Origin of the sequence: Xanthomonas sp. SHU 199, from assembly GCF_000364665.1 — a bacterium.
GTDB lineage: Bacteria > Pseudomonadota > Gammaproteobacteria > Xanthomonadales > Xanthomonadaceae > Xanthomonas_A > Xanthomonas_A sontii.
Map to the genome: position 1 here is coordinate 1 of NZ_AQOI01000005.1, position 20441 is coordinate 20441.

Annotated in this window: 15 protein-coding genes and 2 tRNA genes; 10 read left to right on the plus strand and 7 right to left on the minus strand. The window is 63.8% G+C overall.

Annotated features, from left to right (window positions below; all coding sequences use genetic code 11):
• From D183_RS0100130 to D183_RS0100140, 3 genes are all read left to right on the plus strand, one after another.
• On the plus strand, positions 1-753 hold a 753-nt coding region (locus tag D183_RS0100130; protein ID WP_017907193.1), incomplete at its 5' end, for an alpha/beta hydrolase family protein.
• A gap of 62 nt (positions 754-815) precedes the next feature.
• A tRNA-Arg gene (locus D183_RS0100135) sits at positions 816-892 on the plus strand.
• A gap of 170 nt (positions 893-1062) precedes the next feature.
• Positions 1063-1139: transfer RNA gene (locus D183_RS0100140), tRNA-Arg, on the plus strand.
• Between the two features lie 236 nt (positions 1140-1375).
• Here the strand turns inward: D183_RS0100140 and D183_RS0100145 are convergent.
• The 3 genes from D183_RS0100145 to D183_RS0100155 form a co-directional block, all read right to left on the minus strand.
• Positions 1376-2170, minus strand: coding sequence for an SDR family NAD(P)-dependent oxidoreductase (locus tag D183_RS0100145; protein ID WP_017907194.1), 795 nt, complete (start codon positions 2168-2170; stop codon positions 1376-1378).
• A gap of 370 nt (positions 2171-2540) precedes the next feature.
• Complete coding sequence (locus D183_RS0100150) at positions 2541-3530, minus strand: DedA family protein/thiosulfate sulfurtransferase GlpE (protein ID WP_017907195.1); 990 nt, start codon at positions 3528-3530, stop codon at positions 2541-2543.
• A gap of 139 nt (positions 3531-3669) precedes the next feature.
• Complete coding sequence (locus D183_RS0100155; protein ID WP_017907196.1) at positions 3670-4605, minus strand: LysR substrate-binding domain-containing protein; 936 nt, start codon at positions 4603-4605, stop codon at positions 3670-3672.
• A gap of 149 nt (positions 4606-4754) precedes the next feature.
• On the opposite strand from D183_RS0100155, the gene D183_RS0100160 reads away from it, so the two are divergent.
• From D183_RS0100160 to D183_RS23655, 5 genes are all read left to right on the plus strand, one after another.
• The gene (locus tag D183_RS0100160) at positions 4755-5456 is read left to right on the plus strand and encodes a pirin family protein (protein ID WP_010343924.1); all 702 of its coding nucleotides are present in this window, start codon (positions 4755-4757) and stop codon (positions 5454-5456) included.
• A 229-nt stretch (positions 5457-5685) separates the two neighbouring features.
• Positions 5686-7821, plus strand: a complete 2136-nt coding sequence (gene glgX, locus D183_RS0100165; RefSeq protein ID WP_026144050.1) for a glycogen debranching protein GlgX — start codon at positions 5686-5688, stop codon at positions 7819-7821.
• A gap of 342 nt (positions 7822-8163) precedes the next feature.
• The gene (locus tag D183_RS23650) at positions 8164-8715 is read left to right on the plus strand and encodes a CPBP family intramembrane glutamic endopeptidase (protein ID WP_026144051.1); all 552 of its coding nucleotides are present in this window, start codon (positions 8164-8166) and stop codon (positions 8713-8715) included.
• 296 nt (positions 8716-9011) lie between these two features.
• On the plus strand, positions 9012-9182 hold the full coding sequence (locus D183_RS26075) for a CsbD family protein (protein ID WP_017907200.1): 171 nt from the start codon (positions 9012-9014) through the stop codon (positions 9180-9182).
• 1851 nt (positions 9183-11033) lie between these two features.
• Positions 11034-11906: a TauD/TfdA dioxygenase family protein gene (locus D183_RS23655; protein WP_081613213.1), complete on the plus strand. Its 873-nt coding sequence runs from the start codon at positions 11034-11036 to the stop codon at positions 11904-11906.
• Between the two features lie 112 nt (positions 11907-12018).
• On the opposite strand, the gene D183_RS0100185 is transcribed toward D183_RS23655, so the two are convergent.
• From D183_RS0100185 to D183_RS0100200, 4 genes are all read right to left on the minus strand, one after another.
• Positions 12019-13050 carry an alpha/beta fold hydrolase gene (locus D183_RS0100185; RefSeq protein ID WP_017907202.1) on the minus strand — a complete coding sequence of 344 codons (1032 nt, stop codon included), beginning with the start codon at positions 13048-13050 and terminating at the stop codon, positions 12019-12021.
• A gap of 60 nt (positions 13051-13110) precedes the next feature.
• Positions 13111-14526, minus strand: a complete 1416-nt coding sequence (locus D183_RS0100190; RefSeq protein ID WP_017907203.1) for a hypothetical protein — start codon at positions 14524-14526, stop codon at positions 13111-13113.
• A 122-nt stretch (positions 14527-14648) separates the two neighbouring features.
• The gene (locus D183_RS0100195; RefSeq protein WP_017907204.1) at positions 14649-14906 is read right to left on the minus strand and encodes a hypothetical protein; all 258 of its coding nucleotides are present in this window, start codon (positions 14904-14906) and stop codon (positions 14649-14651) included.
• A gap of 80 nt (positions 14907-14986) precedes the next feature.
• A complete protein-coding gene (locus tag D183_RS0100200) occupies positions 14987-15895 on the minus strand; it encodes a CmcJ/NvfI family oxidoreductase (protein ID WP_026144052.1) in 909 nt (302 codons plus the stop codon).
• A gap of 513 nt (positions 15896-16408) precedes the next feature.
• Here D183_RS0100200 and D183_RS0100205 point away from each other — a divergent pair.
• Positions 16409-18724: a M28 family peptidase gene (locus D183_RS0100205; RefSeq protein ID WP_157835125.1), complete on the plus strand. Its 2316-nt coding sequence runs from the start codon at positions 16409-16411 to the stop codon at positions 18722-18724.
• Between the two features lie 123 nt (positions 18725-18847).
• Positions 18848-20441: condensation domain-containing protein (locus D183_RS0100210; RefSeq protein ID WP_026144053.1), on the plus strand; the 1594-nt coding region annotated here is incomplete at its 3' end.

A 20441-nucleotide genomic window follows, 5' to 3' on the forward strand; every position in this document is an offset into this window, starting at 1 on the left:
TTGCTGTGGCTGCCGGCGCTGGGCGTGGCCGCGCGCCACTACCTGCCGTTCGCCGAAGCGCTGGCCGCGCACGGCGTCGCGGTGTTCCTGCACGAATGGCGCGGCAACGGCAGCAGCACGCTGCGGCCGTCGCAGCAATGCGACTGGGGCTATCGCGCCCTGCTGCAACTGGACCTGCCCGCCAGCCAGGCGGCGATCGCAGGGTGCGGGATCGCGGCGCCGCTGATCGTCGGCGGCCACAGCCTTGGCGGACAGCTCGCCTGCTGCCACGCCAGCCTGCAGCCGCAGGCCTTCGCCGCGCTGTGGCTGGTCGCCAGCGGCACGCCGTACTGGCGCCGTTTTCCCGCGCCGCGTGGCTATCTGCTGCCGCTGGCGTACCGTCTGCTGCCATGGCTGGCGCAGCGGCAAGGCGTGCTGCATGGTCGCCGCCTGGGCTTCGGCGGCACCGAAGCGCGCGGCCTGATCGCCGATTGGGCGCGCGTCGGCCGGAGCGGCCGCTACGCCGCGGCCGGCCTGGCGATCGACCTGGAGGCGCAACTGGCGCATCTGACGCTGCCGGCGCGTGGCGTGGTGCTGCAGGACGACTGGCTGGCGCCGGAGAGTTCGCTGCGCGGTCTGCTGGACAAGCTGGCCACGCCGGCGCCGCGGATCCGCTGCCTGGACGCCACGCAACTGGGCGTGGCCGCCGACCATTTCGCCTGGATGAAGCGGCCTGCGGCGGTGGCCGCGGCGTTGCTGGCCGGGGATCGGTGAAATTTTTCGGAAAGAGCATTGACGGGCCCGATCGACTCCCGCATAATTCCGCTCCTGACGACGCGCCCGTAGCTCAGTTGGATAGAGTACCTGGCTACGAACCAGGCGGTCGGGAGTTCGAATCTCTCCGGGCGCACCAGTCAGATGAAAAACGACAAGCCACCGCTTGTCGTTTTTTTTTGCCCTGCCGCGGCGATGCGATCGCATCGAGACCGCTCCGGGAGCGCACTCGTTCGCGATTCGTCATGCCGTCGACACGCAGGTGTAGACGAATCGCCGCAACTCGTGAATAATCCCGCGCCTGACAACGCGCCCGTAGCTCAGTTGGATAGAGTACCTGGCTACGAACCAGGCGGTCGGGAGTTCGAATCTCTCCGGGCGCACCAGTCAGATCAAAAACGACAAGCCAGCGCTTGTCGTTTTTTTTGCCTGCGCGATTCCGATTGCACGACGCGCGCAACGACGAGTGACGCGTGCGCACACGGAAGATGTGCCGATCACGGCACCGCCTCGCGCATCGGCACTTCAACTCCAGCGCCGGCGATCCGCCAGACATTGCGAGGCGGCGGCGGCGCGCGCCGCCTCGGCCTCGCGTACGCGAACACAGAGACCCCTGCCCGGCTCAGGCGATGGTATCCACCACGCCGCCATCGACGCGCAGCGCCGCACCGGTGGTCGCGGACGCTTGCGGCGAGGCGACGTAGACGCAGAGATTGGCGACCTCTTCCACCGTCGCGGCGCGGCGGATGATCGAGCTGGCGCGATGCGCCTTGACGAAGTCGGCAGCCACCTCGTCCAGCGGCTTGCCGGACTGTTGCACCTGGTCGGACAACATGGCGGCGACGCCTTCCGTCAGCGTCGGCCCGGGCAGGATGGCATTCACGGTGACGCCGGTGCCGGCCATGCGCTTGGCCAGCCCGCGCGACAGGGCGAGATCGGCGGTCTTGGTCACGCCGTAGTGAATCATCTCGACCGGGATGTTGAGCCCGGACTCCGACGAGACGAAGAGCACACGCCCCCAGCCCTTCTCCGCCATCGCCGGCAGATACGCGCGGGAAAGCCGTACGCCGGACAGCACGTTCACCGCCAGGAAGCGCTCCCATTCCGCGTCGGGCGTGTCGAAGAAGTCCTGCATGCCGAAGATGCCGGCGTTGTTGACCAGGATGTCGACCGCGGGAAGCGCCGCGACGATCGACTCGCAGCCGGCCGCGGTCGCCACGTCGCCCACTACGGCCCGCACGCGGGCATTGGCGAGGTCGCGCTTGAGGGTAGCCACAGCGGCCTCGGTGCGGGCCTGATCGCGGCCGTTCAGCGCGACCTCGGCGCCCGCCGCGGCCAGGCCCTTGGCGATGCCGAAACCGATGCCGGCGGTGGAGCCGGTGACGAGGGCGGTTTTACCGGATAGATCGATGTGCATGGCTGTCTCCAAGGATGAGGGTGAGGATGAGGAGTCGCTTCGGCGCACGCCCTGCGAGGTCGTCGCCGCAGACACACGCTGGCCGCGCCGGTCGTGCTGTCGATTCGTTCTGTCGATTCATCATCTGCGCATCCAACCGCAAGGCGAGGAACGGCAAGTGAACGTCACGACGCGAACCTCGCCCATTGCAGCAGGTCGCCGCATCAGCGAGGCACAGACGGCACAGGCAAGAGGATCAAACGCATGACCGCGCAACTTGTCCACCTCACACAGCCGCCCGCACGCGCCTGCGGACAACGCACCCGCCTACGCACGCACGGCTGTGCATCGCAGGCGCCATCGGCACGCATGACGCCTTCGCCACACCGACTCACGCCGCGATCGTGTCGCCCTTCGGCGGCGGCGCCACGGCAGCCGCAGCGTCCAGCGCGACCAGCGGATGGCCCGCCGCACGCCACGCATCCAGCCCGCCCCGCAGCGGCAGCACGCCTTCGAATGCGTGCTGGCGCAGACGCTTGGCTAGGATCGCGGCCGACACCTCGTTCGGGCAGGCGCAGTAGATGACGATCCTGCGGTCGCGCGGCAAGCGCGCGACGAGCGCGTCGACCTGGCGATCGTCCACTTCCAGCGCGCCGGGAATGGCGAACGGCTCCAGCGTGCGGTAGCCGGGAGCGCGAATGTCCAGCAGCAGCGGCGGCGCCTCGCCCTGCAGCAGCGCGTGCAGTTCGTCGACGTCGATACGCTGCATCTCCATCGCCTTGCGCAGCGAGTGCCGGCGCCAGGCGCGGTAGCCGACGTACAGCGCCAGCAGGCCGGCCAGCAGCAGCGCCGCGCGCCTGCCGAGCAGGCTCAGCCAATCCAGCAAGTCCTGCACCTGGTCGGCGAAGCACAGGCCCAGCAACAACCCGACGCCCGCCCACAAGGCCGCGCCCAGCGCGTCGTAGCGCAGGAAGGCCGTCGGACGCACGCGCATCGCGCCGGCCATCGGCACCGACACCATCGACAGGCCGGGCACGAACTTGGCCACCGCCAGCACGCGCACACCCCAGCGCGCGTAGAAGCGCTCGGTGCGCTTCATGCAGGTGTCGCGCGACAGCGACAGCCGGCACAGCGACTGCAGCGTGCGATTGCCGTAGCGACGGCCGGCGCCGAACCACAGCAGATCGCCGAGCAAGCTGGCCACGATCGACACCGACAAGGCGCCCAGCAACGCACTCCACATCGCCGCGCCATCGAGCAGCGCATAGGTCGCCCCGACCAGGATCAACGTGGGCAGCGCCGGCACCGGCAGGCCCAGCGACAAGGCCAGGACGTTGACGAAGACCAGCCCCAGTCCATAGCGCGCAATCAGGTCCTGCATGGCGTGGCGGGCGGAAAGAAGAAGATGCCGCGCATTATCCTCCCGTCGCCCACCGCGCGCGCGGGCAGCAGGGCATCACCGGCGGAACAGACCCATCCATCGTCGCCCTGCTGCACGTATTGCCGGTGTCCAACGTGCCTCACACGCCCTCGTCCAGCCGCGCCGCCATCTGCGCCAGCCATGCCGCGAACACGCCCGGCTGGCGCATGCGCGCGCGCCACCAGGCCAGCGCCGCGCCCTCCTCGCCGCTGCGCCAGGCCAGCTGGAACACCTCGTCCGGCTTCGGCTCCTCCACCGTCTTGCGCACCAGCGTGCCGCGCGCCAGCGCCGCGCGCGCATAGGGCTCGGGCAGGAAACCGAAGCCGAGCCCGGCCAGTTGCAGCCGGTACTTGCTGCGCATGTCCGGCACGGTCAGCGCGTCCTGGCCGAACAGCAGCCCGACCGTGCGCGGCAGCAAACGCCGCGCCGAGTCCGCCACCGCGATCGCGCGATGTGCGCTCAGCTGGCTGCGGCTGAGCGGTTCCGGCGCCTGCGCCAGCGGGTGACTGGACGCGACCGCGAACACGAACGGCAGCGTGCCCAGCGGCTCGGTCACGTAGCCGCCGCCGCTGGGCCCTTCGCCGGCCGCCCCGACCAGCAGATCCACCCGCCGGTCCAGCAGCGCCTCCCAGGTGCCGGACAGCGATTCCTGCACCACCCGCAGCCGGGTCTGGTCGGCAACCGCATAGAACGCCGCCATGTCCTGCGCCAGGCATTCCGGCGCGAACACCGCATCCAGGCCCAGCGCGAACTCGGTCTCCCAGCCGGAGGCCACGCGGCGCACGCGCAGCTCCAGGTCGCCAGCGGCGCGCAGCAGGTGACGGCCTTCGCGCAGCAGTTCGGCCCCCGCGGCGGTCGGCACCGCCTTCGGCCCGATCCGCTCGAACAGTTGCACGCCCAGGTCCTCCTCCAGCTTGGCGACGGTGTAGGAGATGGTCGACGGCACCTTGTGCAGCGCCTTGCCGGCGGCCGAGAACGAGCCGCGACGGTCGATGGCATCGAGGATCTGCAGGGCATCGAGGCTGAGCTTGAGCATTCGAATTTTTCGATGATGGATGCCGAATCTATCCGTTTTTCAAACCCAGCGACAGCACCGATACTTGTTTCCAAGCCCGAGCTCTCGCGAAATCATGCCGACCGGCGCTTTCGATCCACTTGCACATCAACGCCACCAAGGAGCCTCCCATGCTGCAGATCCGCCCCGCCAACACCCGTGGCCGCGCCGAACACGGCTGGCTGTCCTCGCGCCACACCTTCTCCTTCGGCCACTACCACGACCCACGCCACATGGGCTTCGGGCCGCTGCGGGTGATCAACGAGGACCGCGTGCAGCCGGGCCAGGGCTTCGGCACCCACGCCCATCGCGACATGGAGATCCTGTCCTACGTGGTCGAGGGCGCGCTGGAGCACAAGGACAGCATGGGCAACGGTTCGGTGCTGCGTTACGGCGACGTGCAGCGCATGAGCGCCGGCTCCGGCGTCACCCACAGCGAGTTCAACCACTCCGCCAGTGAGCCGGTGCACTTCCTGCAGATCTGGGTGATGCCCGAGCGCGCCGGGATCGATCCGGGCTACGAGGAGAAGCACTTCGCCCCCGACAGCAAGCGCGGCCAACTGCGCCTGATCGCCGCCCCGCAGGGCGAGGACGGCGCGGTGCGCATCCACCAGGACGCGCGCATCTACGCCTCGATCCTCGACGGCGACGCGCGCCTGGACTACCCGCTGGCGGCCGGGCGCGGCGCCTATGTGCAGGTGGTGCGCGGCACGCTGAGCGTCAACGGCCAGACCCTGCAGGCCGGCGACGCGGTCCAGGCGATCGACGAGGCCAGCCTGCAGTTCGCCGATGCCCAGGACAGCGAGTTCCTGCTGTTCGACCTGCCGCGCTGAGCAGGTCAGGCCAGGTCGCGCCCGCGGCCCACTGGACCGGGCCGCGACGGTCTCGCGAAATCCGCCCACGCAGCGGCGCCACGGCGTCGCTGCGTGGGTCGCTGCATTCGCGGCAATGCCCGCATCCTCACGCCATCCTCGGCACCCCGTAACGCGTCCTGCACGGCCTCCGCGTCAATGCTTCCGCTCTCCCTCCCCTACTGCCGGCGTGCCGGCCGAGAGCCTGCCGATGCGCCACCCGACCAGCGCCGCCTATGCCACCCCCTCGCGCATCCGCGAAGGGCGCCCCTTCCCCCGCGGCGCCGTGTTCGACGGCCAGGGCACCAACTTCGCGCTGTTCTCGGCGCACGCCACGCGCGTGGAACTTTGCCTGTTCGACGAGGCCGGCACCGAAACGCGCCTGGACCTGCCCGAATACACCAACGAAATCTGGCACGGCTACCTGCCCGACGTGAAGCCCGGCCAGCGCTACGGCTATCGCGTGCACGGCCCCTATGAACCCAGCGAAGGCCACCGCTTCAATCCCAACAAGCTGCTGCTGGACCCGTACGCGCGCGAACTCGAGGGCGACCTGATCTGGGCCGACGAACTGTACGGCTACACGGTCGGCCACCCGGACGGCGACCTCAGTTTCGACGAGCGCGACAGTGCGCCGTTCATGCCCAAGTGCGTCGTGGTCGAGGACACCTACGACTGGGAGGACGACCAGCGCCTGATGACGCCGTGGAGCGAGACCCTGGTCTACGAGACCCACGTGCGCGGCTACACCATGCGCCACCCGCAGGTGCCGGACGAGCTGCGCGGCACCTGCGCCGGGCTGGCCCAGGAGCCGGTGCTGCGCTACATCAAGGAACTGGGCGTCAGCGCGGTGGAACTGCTGCCGGTCCACGCTTACCTCGACGACCAACACCTGCTCGACAAGGATCTGCGCAACTACTGGGGCTACAACACGCTCGGCTTCTTCGCGATCAAGTCGCGCTACCTGGCCAGCGGCCACCGCGACGAGTTCCGCGACATGGTCAAGGCCATGCATCGCCAGGGCCTGGAGGTCATCCTCGACGTCGTCTACAACCACACCGCCGAAGGCAGCGAGTTGGGCCCCACCCTGTCCTTCCGTGGCATCGACAACGCGAGCTACTACCGCCTGGCCGAGGACAAGCGCTACTACATCAACGACACCGGCACCGGCAATACGCTCAACCTGAGCAACTCGCGGGTGATCCAGTTCGTCAACGACTCGCTGCGCTACTGGGCCGGCGAGATGCACGTGGACGGTTTCCGGTTCGACCTGGCCACCATCCTCGGCCGCGAGCCGACCGGCTTCGACCAGCGCGGCGGCTTCCTCGACGCCTGCAACCAGGATCCGCTGCTGTCGCAGGTCAAGCTGATCGCCGAACCCTGGGACTGCGGCCCCGGCGGCTACCAGGTCGGCCACTTCCCGCCCGGCTGGTCGGAGTGGAACGACAAGTTCCGCGACAACGCCCGCGCGTTCTGGAAGGGCGACGAGGGCAAGCTCGCCGAGTTCGCCACCCGCTTCACCGGCTCGGCCGATCTGTTCGACCGGCGCGGGCGCCGGCCGTGGGCCTCGGTGAACTTCATCACCGCGCACGACGGCTTCACCCTGCACGACTTGGTCAGCTACAACGGCAAGCACAACGACGCCAATGGCGAGGACAATCGCGACGGCTCGGACCACGACAGCTCCTGCAACTACGGCGCCGAAGGCGAGACCAACGACGCCGGTATCTTACAACTGCGCGAGCGGCAGATGAAGAATCTGCTGGCCACGCTGCTACTCGCGCAGGGCACGCCGATGCTGCTCGCCGGCGACGAACGCGCGCAAACCCAGGGCGGCAACAACAACGCCTACTGCCAGGACAACGAGATCACCTGGATCGACTGGGAGCGCGACCCCACCGAGGGCCGCCTGACCGCCTTCGTCAAGGCGCTGAGCGCGCTGCGCCAGCGCTACCCGATCCTGACCCGTGGCCGCTTCCTCAACGGCCAGTACAACGAAGAAGCCGGCGTTCGCGACCTCACCTGGCTCAACCCCGGCGGCACCGAGATGGACGATGCGCACTGGACCGATGCCGGCGCACGCTCGGTCGGCCTGCTGCTGGAAGGCAAGGCGCAAACGTCCGGCGTCAGGGAGCTGGCCAACGACGACACCTTGCTGATCGTCATCAACGCCTACCACGAGGGCGTGAGCTTCGTGCTGCCGTCCTCGGAAGAGGAATTGCATTGGAAGCTGGTGCTGTCCACCGACGACGCGCTGCAGGTCGACAGCATGCCGACCGGCGCCAGCGAGTTCCTGGCGCCGCCGCGCAGCGTCAGCGTGTTCGAGTGCCAGACGGCGGGCGCATAGTCGCCACTCGCCACTTCGGATTGCGCGCGGACTGACGCGTCCGCGCCTGCATTGCCTCGCCAGCACTGGTCGCTGGCGAGACGCGGAATGTTTGCATCTGCACGCTCTCTACGACTCGCCGCATTGCATTGGTCTACATGGCCTTTGGCACAGTGCTCGATGGCGCATGCTCGCTAGGCTGAATGCCCGCTTCCTTCCAGGCCAGGCATGCAGCACTCCGCGCAAGGCAACACCCACGCGACGTCCAACACCTCCTTCATGCGTCACCCGCTGCTGCGCATCGCGCTCAGCGCCGCGATCCTCGCGCTAGCGTCCTATGCATGGCTCCCGTTTCCGTGGCGCATGCCCGTGGTCGGCCTGCTCGGTCTTTGTTTGGTCTGGGTCGAGACGCGTTCCTCCTCGGCGTGCGGCGTCGCACGCCCACGCCTGGCGTCCGTGACCGGCTGGACAGCGTTGCTCGTGTTGTTGACCGTCGGCTTCATCACACCGGTGCTGCAACCGCTGATCGACACCATCACCGGACACAAGCCCGACTACAGCGCCTACGGCGCGCTTAAGGGCAACATCCAGGCGACGACCCATCTGATCGGCGCGGCGTGGCTGAGCGCGGCGCTTGGCGAAGAACTGGTGTTCCGCGCCTTCCTCATGCACCAGCTCGATGCGCTGCTGGGGCGTCTGCGCGGCGGCCGCTGGATCGCCGCGCTGGCCGGTGGCGTAGTGTTCGGCCTGATGCACGCCGCGCAGGGCGCGTCCGGCATCCTGCTGACCGGCGTGGTCGGCACGATGTTCGGATATGCCTATCTGCGCTCCAGACGCAACCTATGGGCGATGATCCTCGCGCATGGTCTGATCGACACCTGGGGCGTGACTACCCTGTATCTGGGCTGGTACTGAGCGCGCAGCGCAGTCGAGGGTCGCCACTCGGCACACCTATGCGGACCACGCCGTCGCCGCCAGCAGGCAGATTAAAGGATATGTCGCCGTGCTCGTATTCCCGCGATGAAAGCACCGAGCACGAAAGCCCGGACAGGGCACCGTGACGCGCGCGGTCGCCGCTACAGACCTCGGCACCCAACCCGTCCGCTGCCTAAATGATGGAGCGCACGTCCGCTCAATTTCACTTGCACGCCACCGGCCTGCGCGCAGTTTGGCGATGCCCACTTGAGGGCATCCCTACTGCGGAGTCAACGATGGACAAGAATCGCACCGAAGGCGCCAAGAACCAGATCAAGGGCACCATCAAGGAAGTCACCGGCAAGGTCACCGGCAACAAGCTGAAGGAAGTCGAAGGCAAGATGCAGAAGAACGCCGGCAAGGTACAGAGCGAAGTCGGCAAGGCGCGCGACCACGCGCGCGGCTGAGTTTCAGGTTTTCGTGCTCCCCTGCCTTGCATGGCTGGGGAGCTTCGAAAAGCGGCTTACGCCTAGCAAAGCAAGCAGCCGCCATCGCATAGCTCCGTGGAGCCTCAGGATTGGCACAGGTTCCCAGAGCTGCCTGATAGGCGCAAATACGAAAATCGACAGTACTGAGCAAACGATATCGCCACACCAATTTGGCGAGGCGCAGGGCGATGGAATGCCGGGATACCATGAACCCGCTTGCCGCTGCCCGACTCGTGTGTGTATCGAAACCGATGTGAAGGATTGCGCAATTTGAACGCGACTGGGTCCGACAACATCTCGCCTAAGCCCTAGCTGATCGAGGCTGACATACATTGAAACGCTGCCGCAGGCCTTGTAACTTCGTACTGCCCGCGAGTTGGCGGAGTAGCGCCACTCATACACACAACCCATGTTGCCAACGGAAACATGCGCACCTCTTTTCAGATCGACCATGAAAAAATCGGATATATCGTGATGACACTGAATACGGGCTAGCAGAGAGCATGCCCGATAAAGATGTGAATCACAATCAAGCCAATCAACTCAACCAGATGCAGCTGTTACCATACTCTCGCATGCAGCGTATTACGTGGCGTTAAGACGCATCAATCGCGCAAGCGAAGCAACCAAAGGCGTCCTTTCCTGCCTCCACCTCCGAAGCTTACGCAAATAGGCGACCCTGGCTTGATACGACCCCTCACGCTGCTGTGACCCCAGCGAGCGCCCGCAAAATTCGACTGAGTCCACCAGCCGTAATGCAGACTCATTCGAGAGTTCGCAAGAAGGGCAAATCACGGCGCTAGAGCCTTCACCCTGGCGACGCATCTACGCGCAAAAGTCTTCACCCTCGACTGCTCTTTCTTGTCAGCAAAACGCGGACACAAGCTTCAGCCACGCCCCATGTCGAACAGGGACGGGCAAGCCCGGCGGACAGCTGCCGACGTACGCCTTCCAACAGATTTCTGTAAGGCAAGTGCAGACCTCTCACTTCAAGAGCCTGCCAATCAATCCCCTTCCTGATAGCCGTCAGCGCCTGCCAGAACGACCTGAGCCATGTACCGCTCTCATCGAAAGCGAGTGCCCCTCCCTTTTGGAAGTTACTGAAGTACATCGAAGGTGCCAGATCAAGCGCACATCGGTCGACACCAGAACGCTCACGCGGCAGTCGAGCAGCATTGGCCTCTTCAAGCGCCAGACACCCGGAACGGACCGAGTCAACCCTCCATCCGTGATACCTCGATCATCTACAGACGACCAATCGGCGTACCCACTCGCGGCAGCGAGAGTCCGTTGCCGCGGAACCTGCCGAGATGGTCATACCGACCAAGCGACATCCATGATGATGGGTCCCTGGTTCAGCAGATAGGAGCAGCTTCCGATTGCCGACAACCAACATCGATCATCGCAGGACCGCGCAAGAACCAAATCGTGTTCGCACGACGCGACATTGCTTCTGCGCTGCGTTCAGCACGCCCGTCTATGCGCCGATAGCGTCACACCAGCGGCTTCCCAAGCATCATCCAGTGCGATTGCGACATCCGCATGCAATGTGCGTCATCTGCACGTGCCCATTCCGTGGCAAACCTGGTCATTGAGGCTTTGCGTCGACGATTAACTTGTCCGCCATGCGATCGTAGACATCTGGGGCGATTTAACGACTACCGAGATGCCATCCGCTAGTATCGAAGCGCTTTTTGGGGAAGCAAGCTTTTCCTGATGCTCCTGAGACGCTGTTCGGATTCCGTCATTGCTGGACAGCACTCGAATCGCCTCAGGCGAGAACCACTCAGTAACAGGCAGTATCACAACGCCAGCTAGGGAGGGTTGCAAATGCTTTCTGATATTTCTGTAGAAGAGATCTCGCACCGCCAAGTGCCAGGACATCACGGCGACCCGCTGCCGGGACAGGCGCGTTACGGCAAGGAATTGCGGCACTACAACATAAAGTCAGCGTCCGACCAGGACATTGTCGAACTACGAAAGTTGCTTGCGACGCACGGCCTGCTCATCTTCCGCGACCAAGTCCTCGAGGACCATCACCTGATCCATTTTTCGCGACGCCTTGGATCTGGCAAGATCGAGGCGCCTCCCAAGGCGTTCAACAGCCCATCCGATAGCATCGCCTACCTCACCAACCTGAAGAAGCCCGATGGCGCTGCGCTCGGATTCGCAGCGGACTCCACGGACGTGTGGCATTCCGACCAGGAGTTCAGGGAAGCCCCCGCATCGATCGCCATGCTGTATTGCCTGATTCCTACAGAGAACGAGGGCGCCACCAGTTTTGCGACGACCGCGGTGGAAAATCTCGATATCGATCCCAACGAATTGTCCGAACTACGCGAACTCTGGTCAACTCGGCAAGCCGCAAGCATCGTGGCGCATCCGGTGGTCGAAACCAATCCATTCACCGGCAGCGAGTTCATCTACGTCAGCGAAAACACTCGCCAGTTCATCGGACCCGATGGCGAAAGCATCGCGGATAGCGACAAGAAGGCCGCATACCTTCTTGAGAAGATTCTGAAGCCAGAGAACATCTACTCGCATCCCTGGAAGCAGGGCGACGTATTGCTCTATGACAACATGCAGCTCCTCCATCGCAGAGAAGCGTATCAGGGAATCCGATTCCTCAAGGCCGTCAAGTTCCATCCTGACGGGGAGTATGTCGTCCGTCCCGCCGGAAAGATGCTCCGATCACCCCAGTAGCGCTGGCCCAATGCTGCAAGATCACTACTGGACCACACGTTCCGCCGGCACACCACCGGCTGAACGCGCGGCACTCCCAGTGGCGCCGCAGCAAGCTTTGCGAGACACCGTATCAAGCGCCTGACCACTTGCCGCCAGGCATGGAGCGATTCAGGTAATCGGCGATCCTGGGGCCATAGAACGCGGCAGCCTCCTCCGTCATCAGCACATTGTGTCCGAATGGAACACTCACCTCCTGCAGTGTTCCGGACACGTACTCGTTCCACGAAAACGGATGGGCCGCGCAACTGACCAGAAGTGCGTCCCCAGCAAAGACAGTGCGATTCTTGTACGCCTGCAGGCGCACGTTGTTTCTCTTGATCGCACAGAGACGATCGAGCAAGGCGGCCTGCCGCTCGGAGCAGGCATCGCGCACTTCACGGAAGCTCAGTATCTCCTGACTCCAATGCGCGCGATGACCTGAAACCAACTGCTCGATCCATGGTTCGCCGTCAAAGGGAAATCCGTCGATCAGGACAAGACTGGCCACCTCCAGCCCGCGCTCCTGCATTGCGACTGCAATGGCATGGGCCGGGATTGCTCCGAAAGACCAACCGAGCAGATGATACGGGCCATGCGTCTGGAACCGCTGGATCTGCCCAATATAATCGGCACACATCTCGTCAAGCGTGGCAGGCAAAGCTTCGTCGTCGCGCATCCCCCTCGCCTCCAAGGCATAGACCGACATGTCGGCTGCCAGCTGCGGCAGCAATACCCTGTAAGGCCGCCCGAACCCGCTTGAAGGATGAATACACACCAGCGTACGGTTGCGACCTTCTGGACTGAGCGCCAATGGCTCACCCCGCGGCAACCGCTTTGTGCGCTCTTCGAGCCACACCCCCAGGTGCCGCACTGTGGACTGATCGAGAATTGCCTGCAGCGGAACGACGATGTCAAGCGCAGCCCCAATCCGTCCTGCCAGCTGCGCCGCTTGCGTAGGACCGCCCCCCATGACGAAGAAACTGCTGTCGCAATCTATCCGGTCGACCGGCGCGCCCAACACTTCCGCGAAAAATCCCTGCACGCACTGCTCGTACCACGTATATGCGCCACGCAGACATAAAGGCTCCGCCTCATCTTGTCGCATCGCACCCTCTTCGTTCATTGCCGAAACTGCGCCGATACGCCGCAACACCATGCCAGACGTCGTACGGCCAGACTGACCTCAAGCTGCGCTCCATACCCCACCCGAGTGCGCCTGCGCAATCAGATCGCCTTCCTCGATACCGTCGCATGCCTCGACGTCGAGCGTAGCAGCGTCATCTTGAAGCGCATCCACCAACGCCATGTTGCGACGCAGGATCTCACGCCGGAGTTCGGCAAGGATGTCGAAGCGGCGGCGTTCGGACAGGCCATTGCAAAGCGCCACTTCGACCTTGACCGCCACCACGCTGCCCCGCCGTGACCAACGGGTCCGAAATTTCGGGTTACCGACCGCGCGCGGGTCGCGCACCTGCTCGATGCCGGCGAATCGTTCAGTACGCAAGATCTCCGGCACTTCGTCCACTGCCTCAAGCACGGACGCCGGAGTGACCAGCCAACGATCACTGCCAGGCTTCGGCACGCCATATCGCGCGCGACCCAGCGGCTTTATCGCCGTCGTCCCCGGACGGCACGAGGAGGCGTGCGTCACGTCGACGAGGTCTCCAGTCAAGTATCTGATCAGCGGTTGCGCCTGTTGAAAGGGACACAGGGCGGTCAAGGCGAGCAGGCCCTGGCCAGTGGACATGGGGTTGCCGCTTTCTGCCCCGATCACCTCCGGGATAACGAACGGCTCAAAGTGGTACCAGCCACAGGCCAGGCACTGGCTGGCGCCGCCAAACACCTCGCTGACGCCGAACCGATCGACGACCGGCGCCCTCCAGACCTCCTGCAACCTTCGGCGCCAGGCCTGCGTCAGGTACTGCGAGTACGAGACGACCAGGCGCAGTGCCGTGGCTGGGAACCCATCGGGGTAGATTCGCAACGTGTCCAGGGTGAACGCCCGCAAGCAGCGTTCCAGCCCCATCAGTACCGAGCAGCGTGCATCCACGTTGGCGTCGTTGTGGCTGCGCAGGAGAGTGGCCCGCCCATACTCGAAACTCCCCGCGTCGAACACGCTGACACGGTGATAATGGGCAGCCCCGGGCACCCGGACCAGGTGGCCGTGATACGGATTCTTGAACTCCAGCCCACGCAACAGTGGAGCAGGCGCGCGGTCGCGCAGCACTCTCGCGAAGAAGTCAGCAATGAACGCCTGCTCGCGGTCGCTGCGCACCGTGATCAGCGGGTTTCCCGTCGTCCCTGTAGTGAAGATATCGTCGCAGATGACCCCTGCGCGATTTCGCGCGGCATCGCCGGCCGCACGGATATGATCCTTCTCGACCAGCGGCAACTCCGCCAGGCTGTCCCGGCCAACATGCCGCAGCGAGCAGCCGGACCAGTGCGCACGATAAAAAGGGGTCTCGAGCGCGTTAGCGATCGTTCCAGGAAGAAGCGCACTGTGAAATGCATACAAGGCCTGGATCGAGCCAGACTGCGATGCATCAAGCAGATCGCTGCCGTGCCGCATGAACTGGACGCCCCCTTTCCCCTGGGTCACCTGACACTCCGGAAAGGACGAGCGCACCGGGACATCGCATGCGAAGCACACCCTGCGACTCGTGCAGAACAAACCGCCTTGAAGACCAAGGCGGCACTACGACGCTCGTGGCACATCCATGCCTAGCCGACGCTACCATTCTCGTTCACGAGAATCGAGCGGGCCACATTCATCAGCTTGACGGTCTCGGCCGTCGTCATCGGACTTGCCGACGATGGCGCTTCAGCAGGCGCCTGCTCGCTGACCGGCTCTTCGCCTGCAGCCATAGACCGCTCGGCTTGCGCCTGCTGCGCAGACGACTGCACCGTGCGCCAATCGTTCTCGGTCGCCTTCGCGTACAGCTTTGCTACCGATTCCATCTGTTCCTCTTCGCTCGTCATTGCCAATCTCCTTGAAGCCATGATCAGTGACACGGACATGGAAAACGGTAGCCGCCTATCGGCGTCGCCAGGCTGCGGCTCTAGTTGTAAAGCACCAGGAATCGCAGGTCGGCAGAACTGCGCAGGTGACCCGTGGCCGGTCCCTGCGCATTGAAGAAGGCGGTATGCGGACACACGCCAGCCACATCGCGCAAGCCGATGTCAGCTCCTGCCGAGAGACGTCCATGCGACGCGAGCAAACTCTTGCTGGCGCTGTCGTGGCATTTGAACAGGATGACTTCTTCCGGCCTCAACCCGCTCCAGTGATACCAGCGATGCGCATCGCGATGCTTGAGCGAGAATCCTTCACGGTCCTGCACCCAGCGCTCATGCATCCATTCCGGAAGAATCCTGCGCGTCACCACCAGATCTTCCACAGGATCCACCGTGCGGTAGTCGAGCAACGCGAGCGGAAAGTTCTTGACCGGTTCGACGAACGCACGCCAGACGTTGATGATCTGAAACCGGCTGACATGGCGCGCGTGGCTGGCATGATGATCGAGCCGCGCCTGTGCGCTGGTCGGGTTCTGGTCAACGTGCACCCGCTGATAAGGCCCAACGAACGGATTGTTAACCAGCTTGACCGCGGATTCCGTATCTTTCTGGCGGATGCATGTATCGAAATGTACGACGTCGTCCGCGCCCAGCAGGTTCTTCAGCAGATCCTTGGTTTCCTCGATGTAAGCCTCGATCGACGCGTTTCCGTACTCCAGAAAATCCTTTTGGTCCACCGCAGTGGGGGCGTCGAATTTCTGGAAACCCCAGCCATCCAGGGTCGGACTCAGATCAGGCGCGCTTCGCAGGTCGTTTACGCCCAACTCGACCCCGACTGTCAGGAAGTTGCAAATGACCTCCGGCGGACGCGTGGCCGCGTCGCACTGCCAGTTGTCCACCCGCCCTCCTGGGGTGAGAGGAGCGGAGTAATACAACGTCGTAGCTGCACTTTCCATTCTTCTCACCGCCTATCAATGGCCGTTGACGTCGAGACAGAAATGCTCAAAGGAAGCTGCAATCTCTGCCGATAAGCCGCTGCGATTACGGCAGCAGCACGAATGCGTCGAATATGCACTACTGAAAACCTGGACCTCCTCAGTGCGGAGCCGATCCTACTCTTGGCAGATTTGCACTGTCAACGAAGATTCTGCGATGCGCCGCGCAATACAGCATAGATTTACGGAGATACTTCTAACCCGAAAATGTGACGTTTCAACTGCGATTTCCCTGCCACTTGCGAACAGTGCGCAGCCACACGTAACGTGTCGTGGAAATCAGCAGAACTGGAAATTGTCTACCAAAAAAAACGTAGAAGTGCATAGAGTTCGCGCCTGTTGCCACCGTCCAGTTGCCGCAGCACCGCCAAGACAAAACGCACTTGCGGCATGTTGCAACGCAGCCAAGAAGACGCGTGTAAAGTGCAATTCCTGCAACACGTTGCATTACGTTGCATTACATGGAGTATGGCCTTGACGCGACCTCATGTTCAGGCAGACCCCGAATGGACTGGGAAAGTAACGAATATCACATTCATTATTTCAGTCAGCCTCTTCATTACCTTCGCGGCGCTCACCAAGTGGCGCCTCGAGCCGGTTTCCCCGGCCACAGCAAGCGATACGGATCGCTTTTCCGCCGATCGCGCGTTCGACGTATTGACACATATCCTGCCGCAACAGCTGCCACACCCTGTCGACAGCGAAGAGAACGACAAGGTACGCCAGCGAATCCTCGCCACACTGCGCGCGTACGGCTATCAGCCGGATGTCCAACAAGCCACGTCCTGCCGCAAGCTCCGGGTCTACGTCTGCGCCAAGGTGGAAAACATCACTGCGTTGCGCAAGGGATCGGCTGCCGGCAAAACCTTGCTGCTATCTGCACATTACGATTCAGTCGATGCAGGCCCCGGCGCAAGCGACGACGGCGCGGGCGTGTCGATCCTGCTTGAGACCGCGCGCATGCTTGCGCAACGTCCTGCCAGCAGAAACAGCGTTCGCTTCCTGTTCACCGACGGCGAAGAAGCAGGACTGCTGGGTGCCCACGGATTCGCCACCCAGTCCCCACTCGCCACAGGTCTCGCATTGGCGATCAACATCGAGGCACGCGGCACGTCCGGACAAAGCGCATTGTTCGAGACCGGCAGCACCAGCGGCTGGCTGGTCGACGCGTTCGCCGCCAGCTCCGCACGGCCACTGACCAATTCCCTGCTCAACACGGCGTATGCGCTTCTACCCAACGACACCGACCTGACGATCTTCAAGTCGCACGGCATGCAGGGGGTCAACTTCGCCTATGGCGATCACATGGCTTACTACCACACGCCACGCGACAATCTGCAGTCGCTGGATCGCGGCAGCCTTCAGCAACAAGGCGACCACGTCTACGGCCTGCTGGTCTCGCTGCTGGATCGCGACATTCCCGCGCCGCAGGCGATGGGCCGCCGGGTGTACACCGACCTCCTGGGAGTTGGGGTGGTTGGATGGCCGGTGAACACCGGCATCGTTCTGTCCATCGCACTGCTCGGCATCTTCGCGCTGTGCCACTGGCGCCTGGGACAACGGCTGGCCATTGTCGGGACGAGCGTCCTGACAGGGTTCCTGCTGGTCGTCGTCTGCGCCGTGCTGGGCGGCCTGGTCGGCTACCTGCTGACGACCGCCCTGTCCCTGGCCAATGGAGTGGAGCCCGCATGGCACAGCGACACCACGGCAAACCGGATATTGCTATGGGCGTGCGTCCTGTTGGCGACATTGGCCGCGCAACGCGCGTTCAAGCGCTGGAGCAGCCCCGAGGGAATCTGGGTCGGCGTGGGATACGCATGGCTGTTGGCTGGCATGGTGACGGCCCTGTTGCTGCCCGGCATCAGCTACCTGTTCATCCTTCCCTCCATGGCGCTATCCGCCGCGGGCCTGCTGCTCCTGGTTGCCCCGCGATTACGCAGCGCCTTGCCGCTGATTCTGTTGCTGCCGGCATCGGTGGCGTTTGCGATCTTGCTGAACGCGACATTCCTGTTCGAAATGCTGCTCGGGTTCAATGAGGCGATCGGCGCTGTCGGCATGGGCGTGCTCATCGGCCTGGCCGCCTCGTTCCTTGCGCCATCGATGCCGGCCGACACGCCCTGCAGGACGCTGCGCTACGGCGGCGTCGCGATGCTGCTGGTCGTTGCCGGCAGCGCCTTCTTCTCGATGCACGCCTCCGCCTATGACACGGAACAACCGCAGGCGGTGAACATCCTCTACGTACAGGGCGCCGGCGGCGATGCCCACCTCGTCTCGTCGAGCGCATACCCGCCTCTCGCCGTGGCGCGCGCGATGGGAACCAGGGCGTCCATGACACCCGTCTTCCCGGAGTCCGGCGAGACCTATCTCGCCGCACCCGTCGCATCCGCTTCGCTGAGCCCGGCGAACGTGACCGTTCTGCGAACAGAACAGACCGCGACCGGAAGGACTTCGACCATTCGCATCGACGCGGACCCCTCGATACGGCGCGTCGGCCTGTTTTTTCCGGAGGCGATGGGACTGCACTCGATCGAAACGGGAGGCCAGCGGATGGACTACGCGGGCAGCCGCTCCAGCTACGGCAACTACAAGGTCCTCAACTGCCGAGGCAGGTCGTGCAACGGCATGCAGTTCACCCTCGCCATGACCAGCAAGCAACCATCCACCGTGCTGGTCAAGACATTCTCCCCACTCGCCAAGCATGCTAGAGCGCTGGCGAGTATCAGGGACAACAGCGCTGTGCCTTACCAGGACGGCGACCAAAGCGTCGTCATCAGCGACGTCACTCTCTGATCCGCAAGAGGCGCATCCGATCCATACCTGGCACCACCTGCAAGGCAAGAATACGACAGCGGCGTGAGCCGCGTCGCTCGCACGCGATCACCTTATGGCGATGGAAGCGACTGGATAAAGCACATGGCTCTGGAATTGACACCGGCGCAGCAGGACATCCACCTGGAGGGGCAGCTCTTCGGGACGGTGGTAAACAACATCGGGGGCTATCAGGTCTATCGCGGCGAACTGGATCTTGACCGCTTTCGACAGGCACGCACCCGTCTGTTACAGGATAATGACGCTTACCGCCTGCGTTTTCGCGAAAGCGATGGCCGCTGCACGCCGTTTCTCAGCGACGTGTGGCAGACCGAACTGCGCCTCGTGGAAGTTGCCACCGCGGCGGCCGCGCTGGCCTGGATCGAAGAGCGCATGGCAACGGCGTTCACCGACATCGCATCGAACGTATTCGAAGATGCGTTGCTGCGGCTGGCATCCGGCGAGCATTGGTATTTCTCCAAGGCCCATCACCTCATCATGGATGGCTGGGGATTCGCACTGCAGATGCGCCGCCTTCTTGGGATGTACGCAGAGCCGGAAGGAGCGGGGGCCGACGTGGCCCCTACCCGCCCACCCTGCTCCTTCGTCGATCAGATGCTGCGCCAATCCGGCTATCGCGGGAGCCCGCAGTATCTGCGCAGCCGCGAACACTGGCTGTCGCGCCACACCGGCACACGGGAAGCCTTGTTCCCGGTTTCGCATGCACCGGCAGCGATTGGCAGCAGGCGTGTCAGCGCAGTCCTGGATGCGGCATTGCTTACCTCGCTACGAAAACTGGCAGTCGACGCAAAAGCAGATCTTGTTGCGGTGATGCATGCAGCGCTGTGCCTGTATTTTTCCAGGTCGCACCAGCGCACCGATCTCGTCATCGGTTCGCCTGTGCACAACCGACGCAACGCGGACGACAAGAACACCATCGGCTCCATCGTCAACGTGAACATGCACCGGTTCGCCCCGGATCCCTGTATCGCCTTTATCCAACTGGTCGAGTATGTGGCCTCGGTGCTGCGGCAGGACCATCGTCATGGCCGCTTCCCGCTCGGGGACCTGGTCAGGGCGCTTCGCGACAAGCACGGCACCAGCGACGATCTCCCATACGAAATCGCCTTCAACTATCAAAAGCTGGATTTCAATTTCCAGATCCATGGCGAGCAGGTCGAGACGCACTACCTATCGCACTCGCACGAGCGCGTCCCACTGACCTTCGTGCTGTGCGACTACGGCAACCAGGACGTGCGACTGCATCTGGACTATGCACTCGGCCATTTCGGCGAAGCCGACGCACAGGCCGTGCTCGACAGGCTCGTGCACGTTCTGCACCAGGTCGCTGCCGATGGCAGACGTCAGGTTGCCGCATACCGCCTCCTACTCACGGAGGAATGGCAGGATCAGTTCAGCACCTGGCAAGGCGCCGACCTTGCGTTGCGACCGGATGCCTGCATCCACGACTTCTTTGAAGAGCAGACGGAGCGCACACCCTGCGCCACCGCCGTGGTGTGCGGCCGTTCCATGCTCACTTATGCCGAACTCAACCGAAGGGCCAACCTGCTCGCCGACCGGCTGATCGAACAAGGCGCAGGTCCTCGCACTATGGTGGGGGTGTGCCACGGCAGATCGCTGGAGCTGGTGGTCGCATTGCTGGCCGTGCTGAAGTCCGGCTCTGCCTATGTCCCGATCG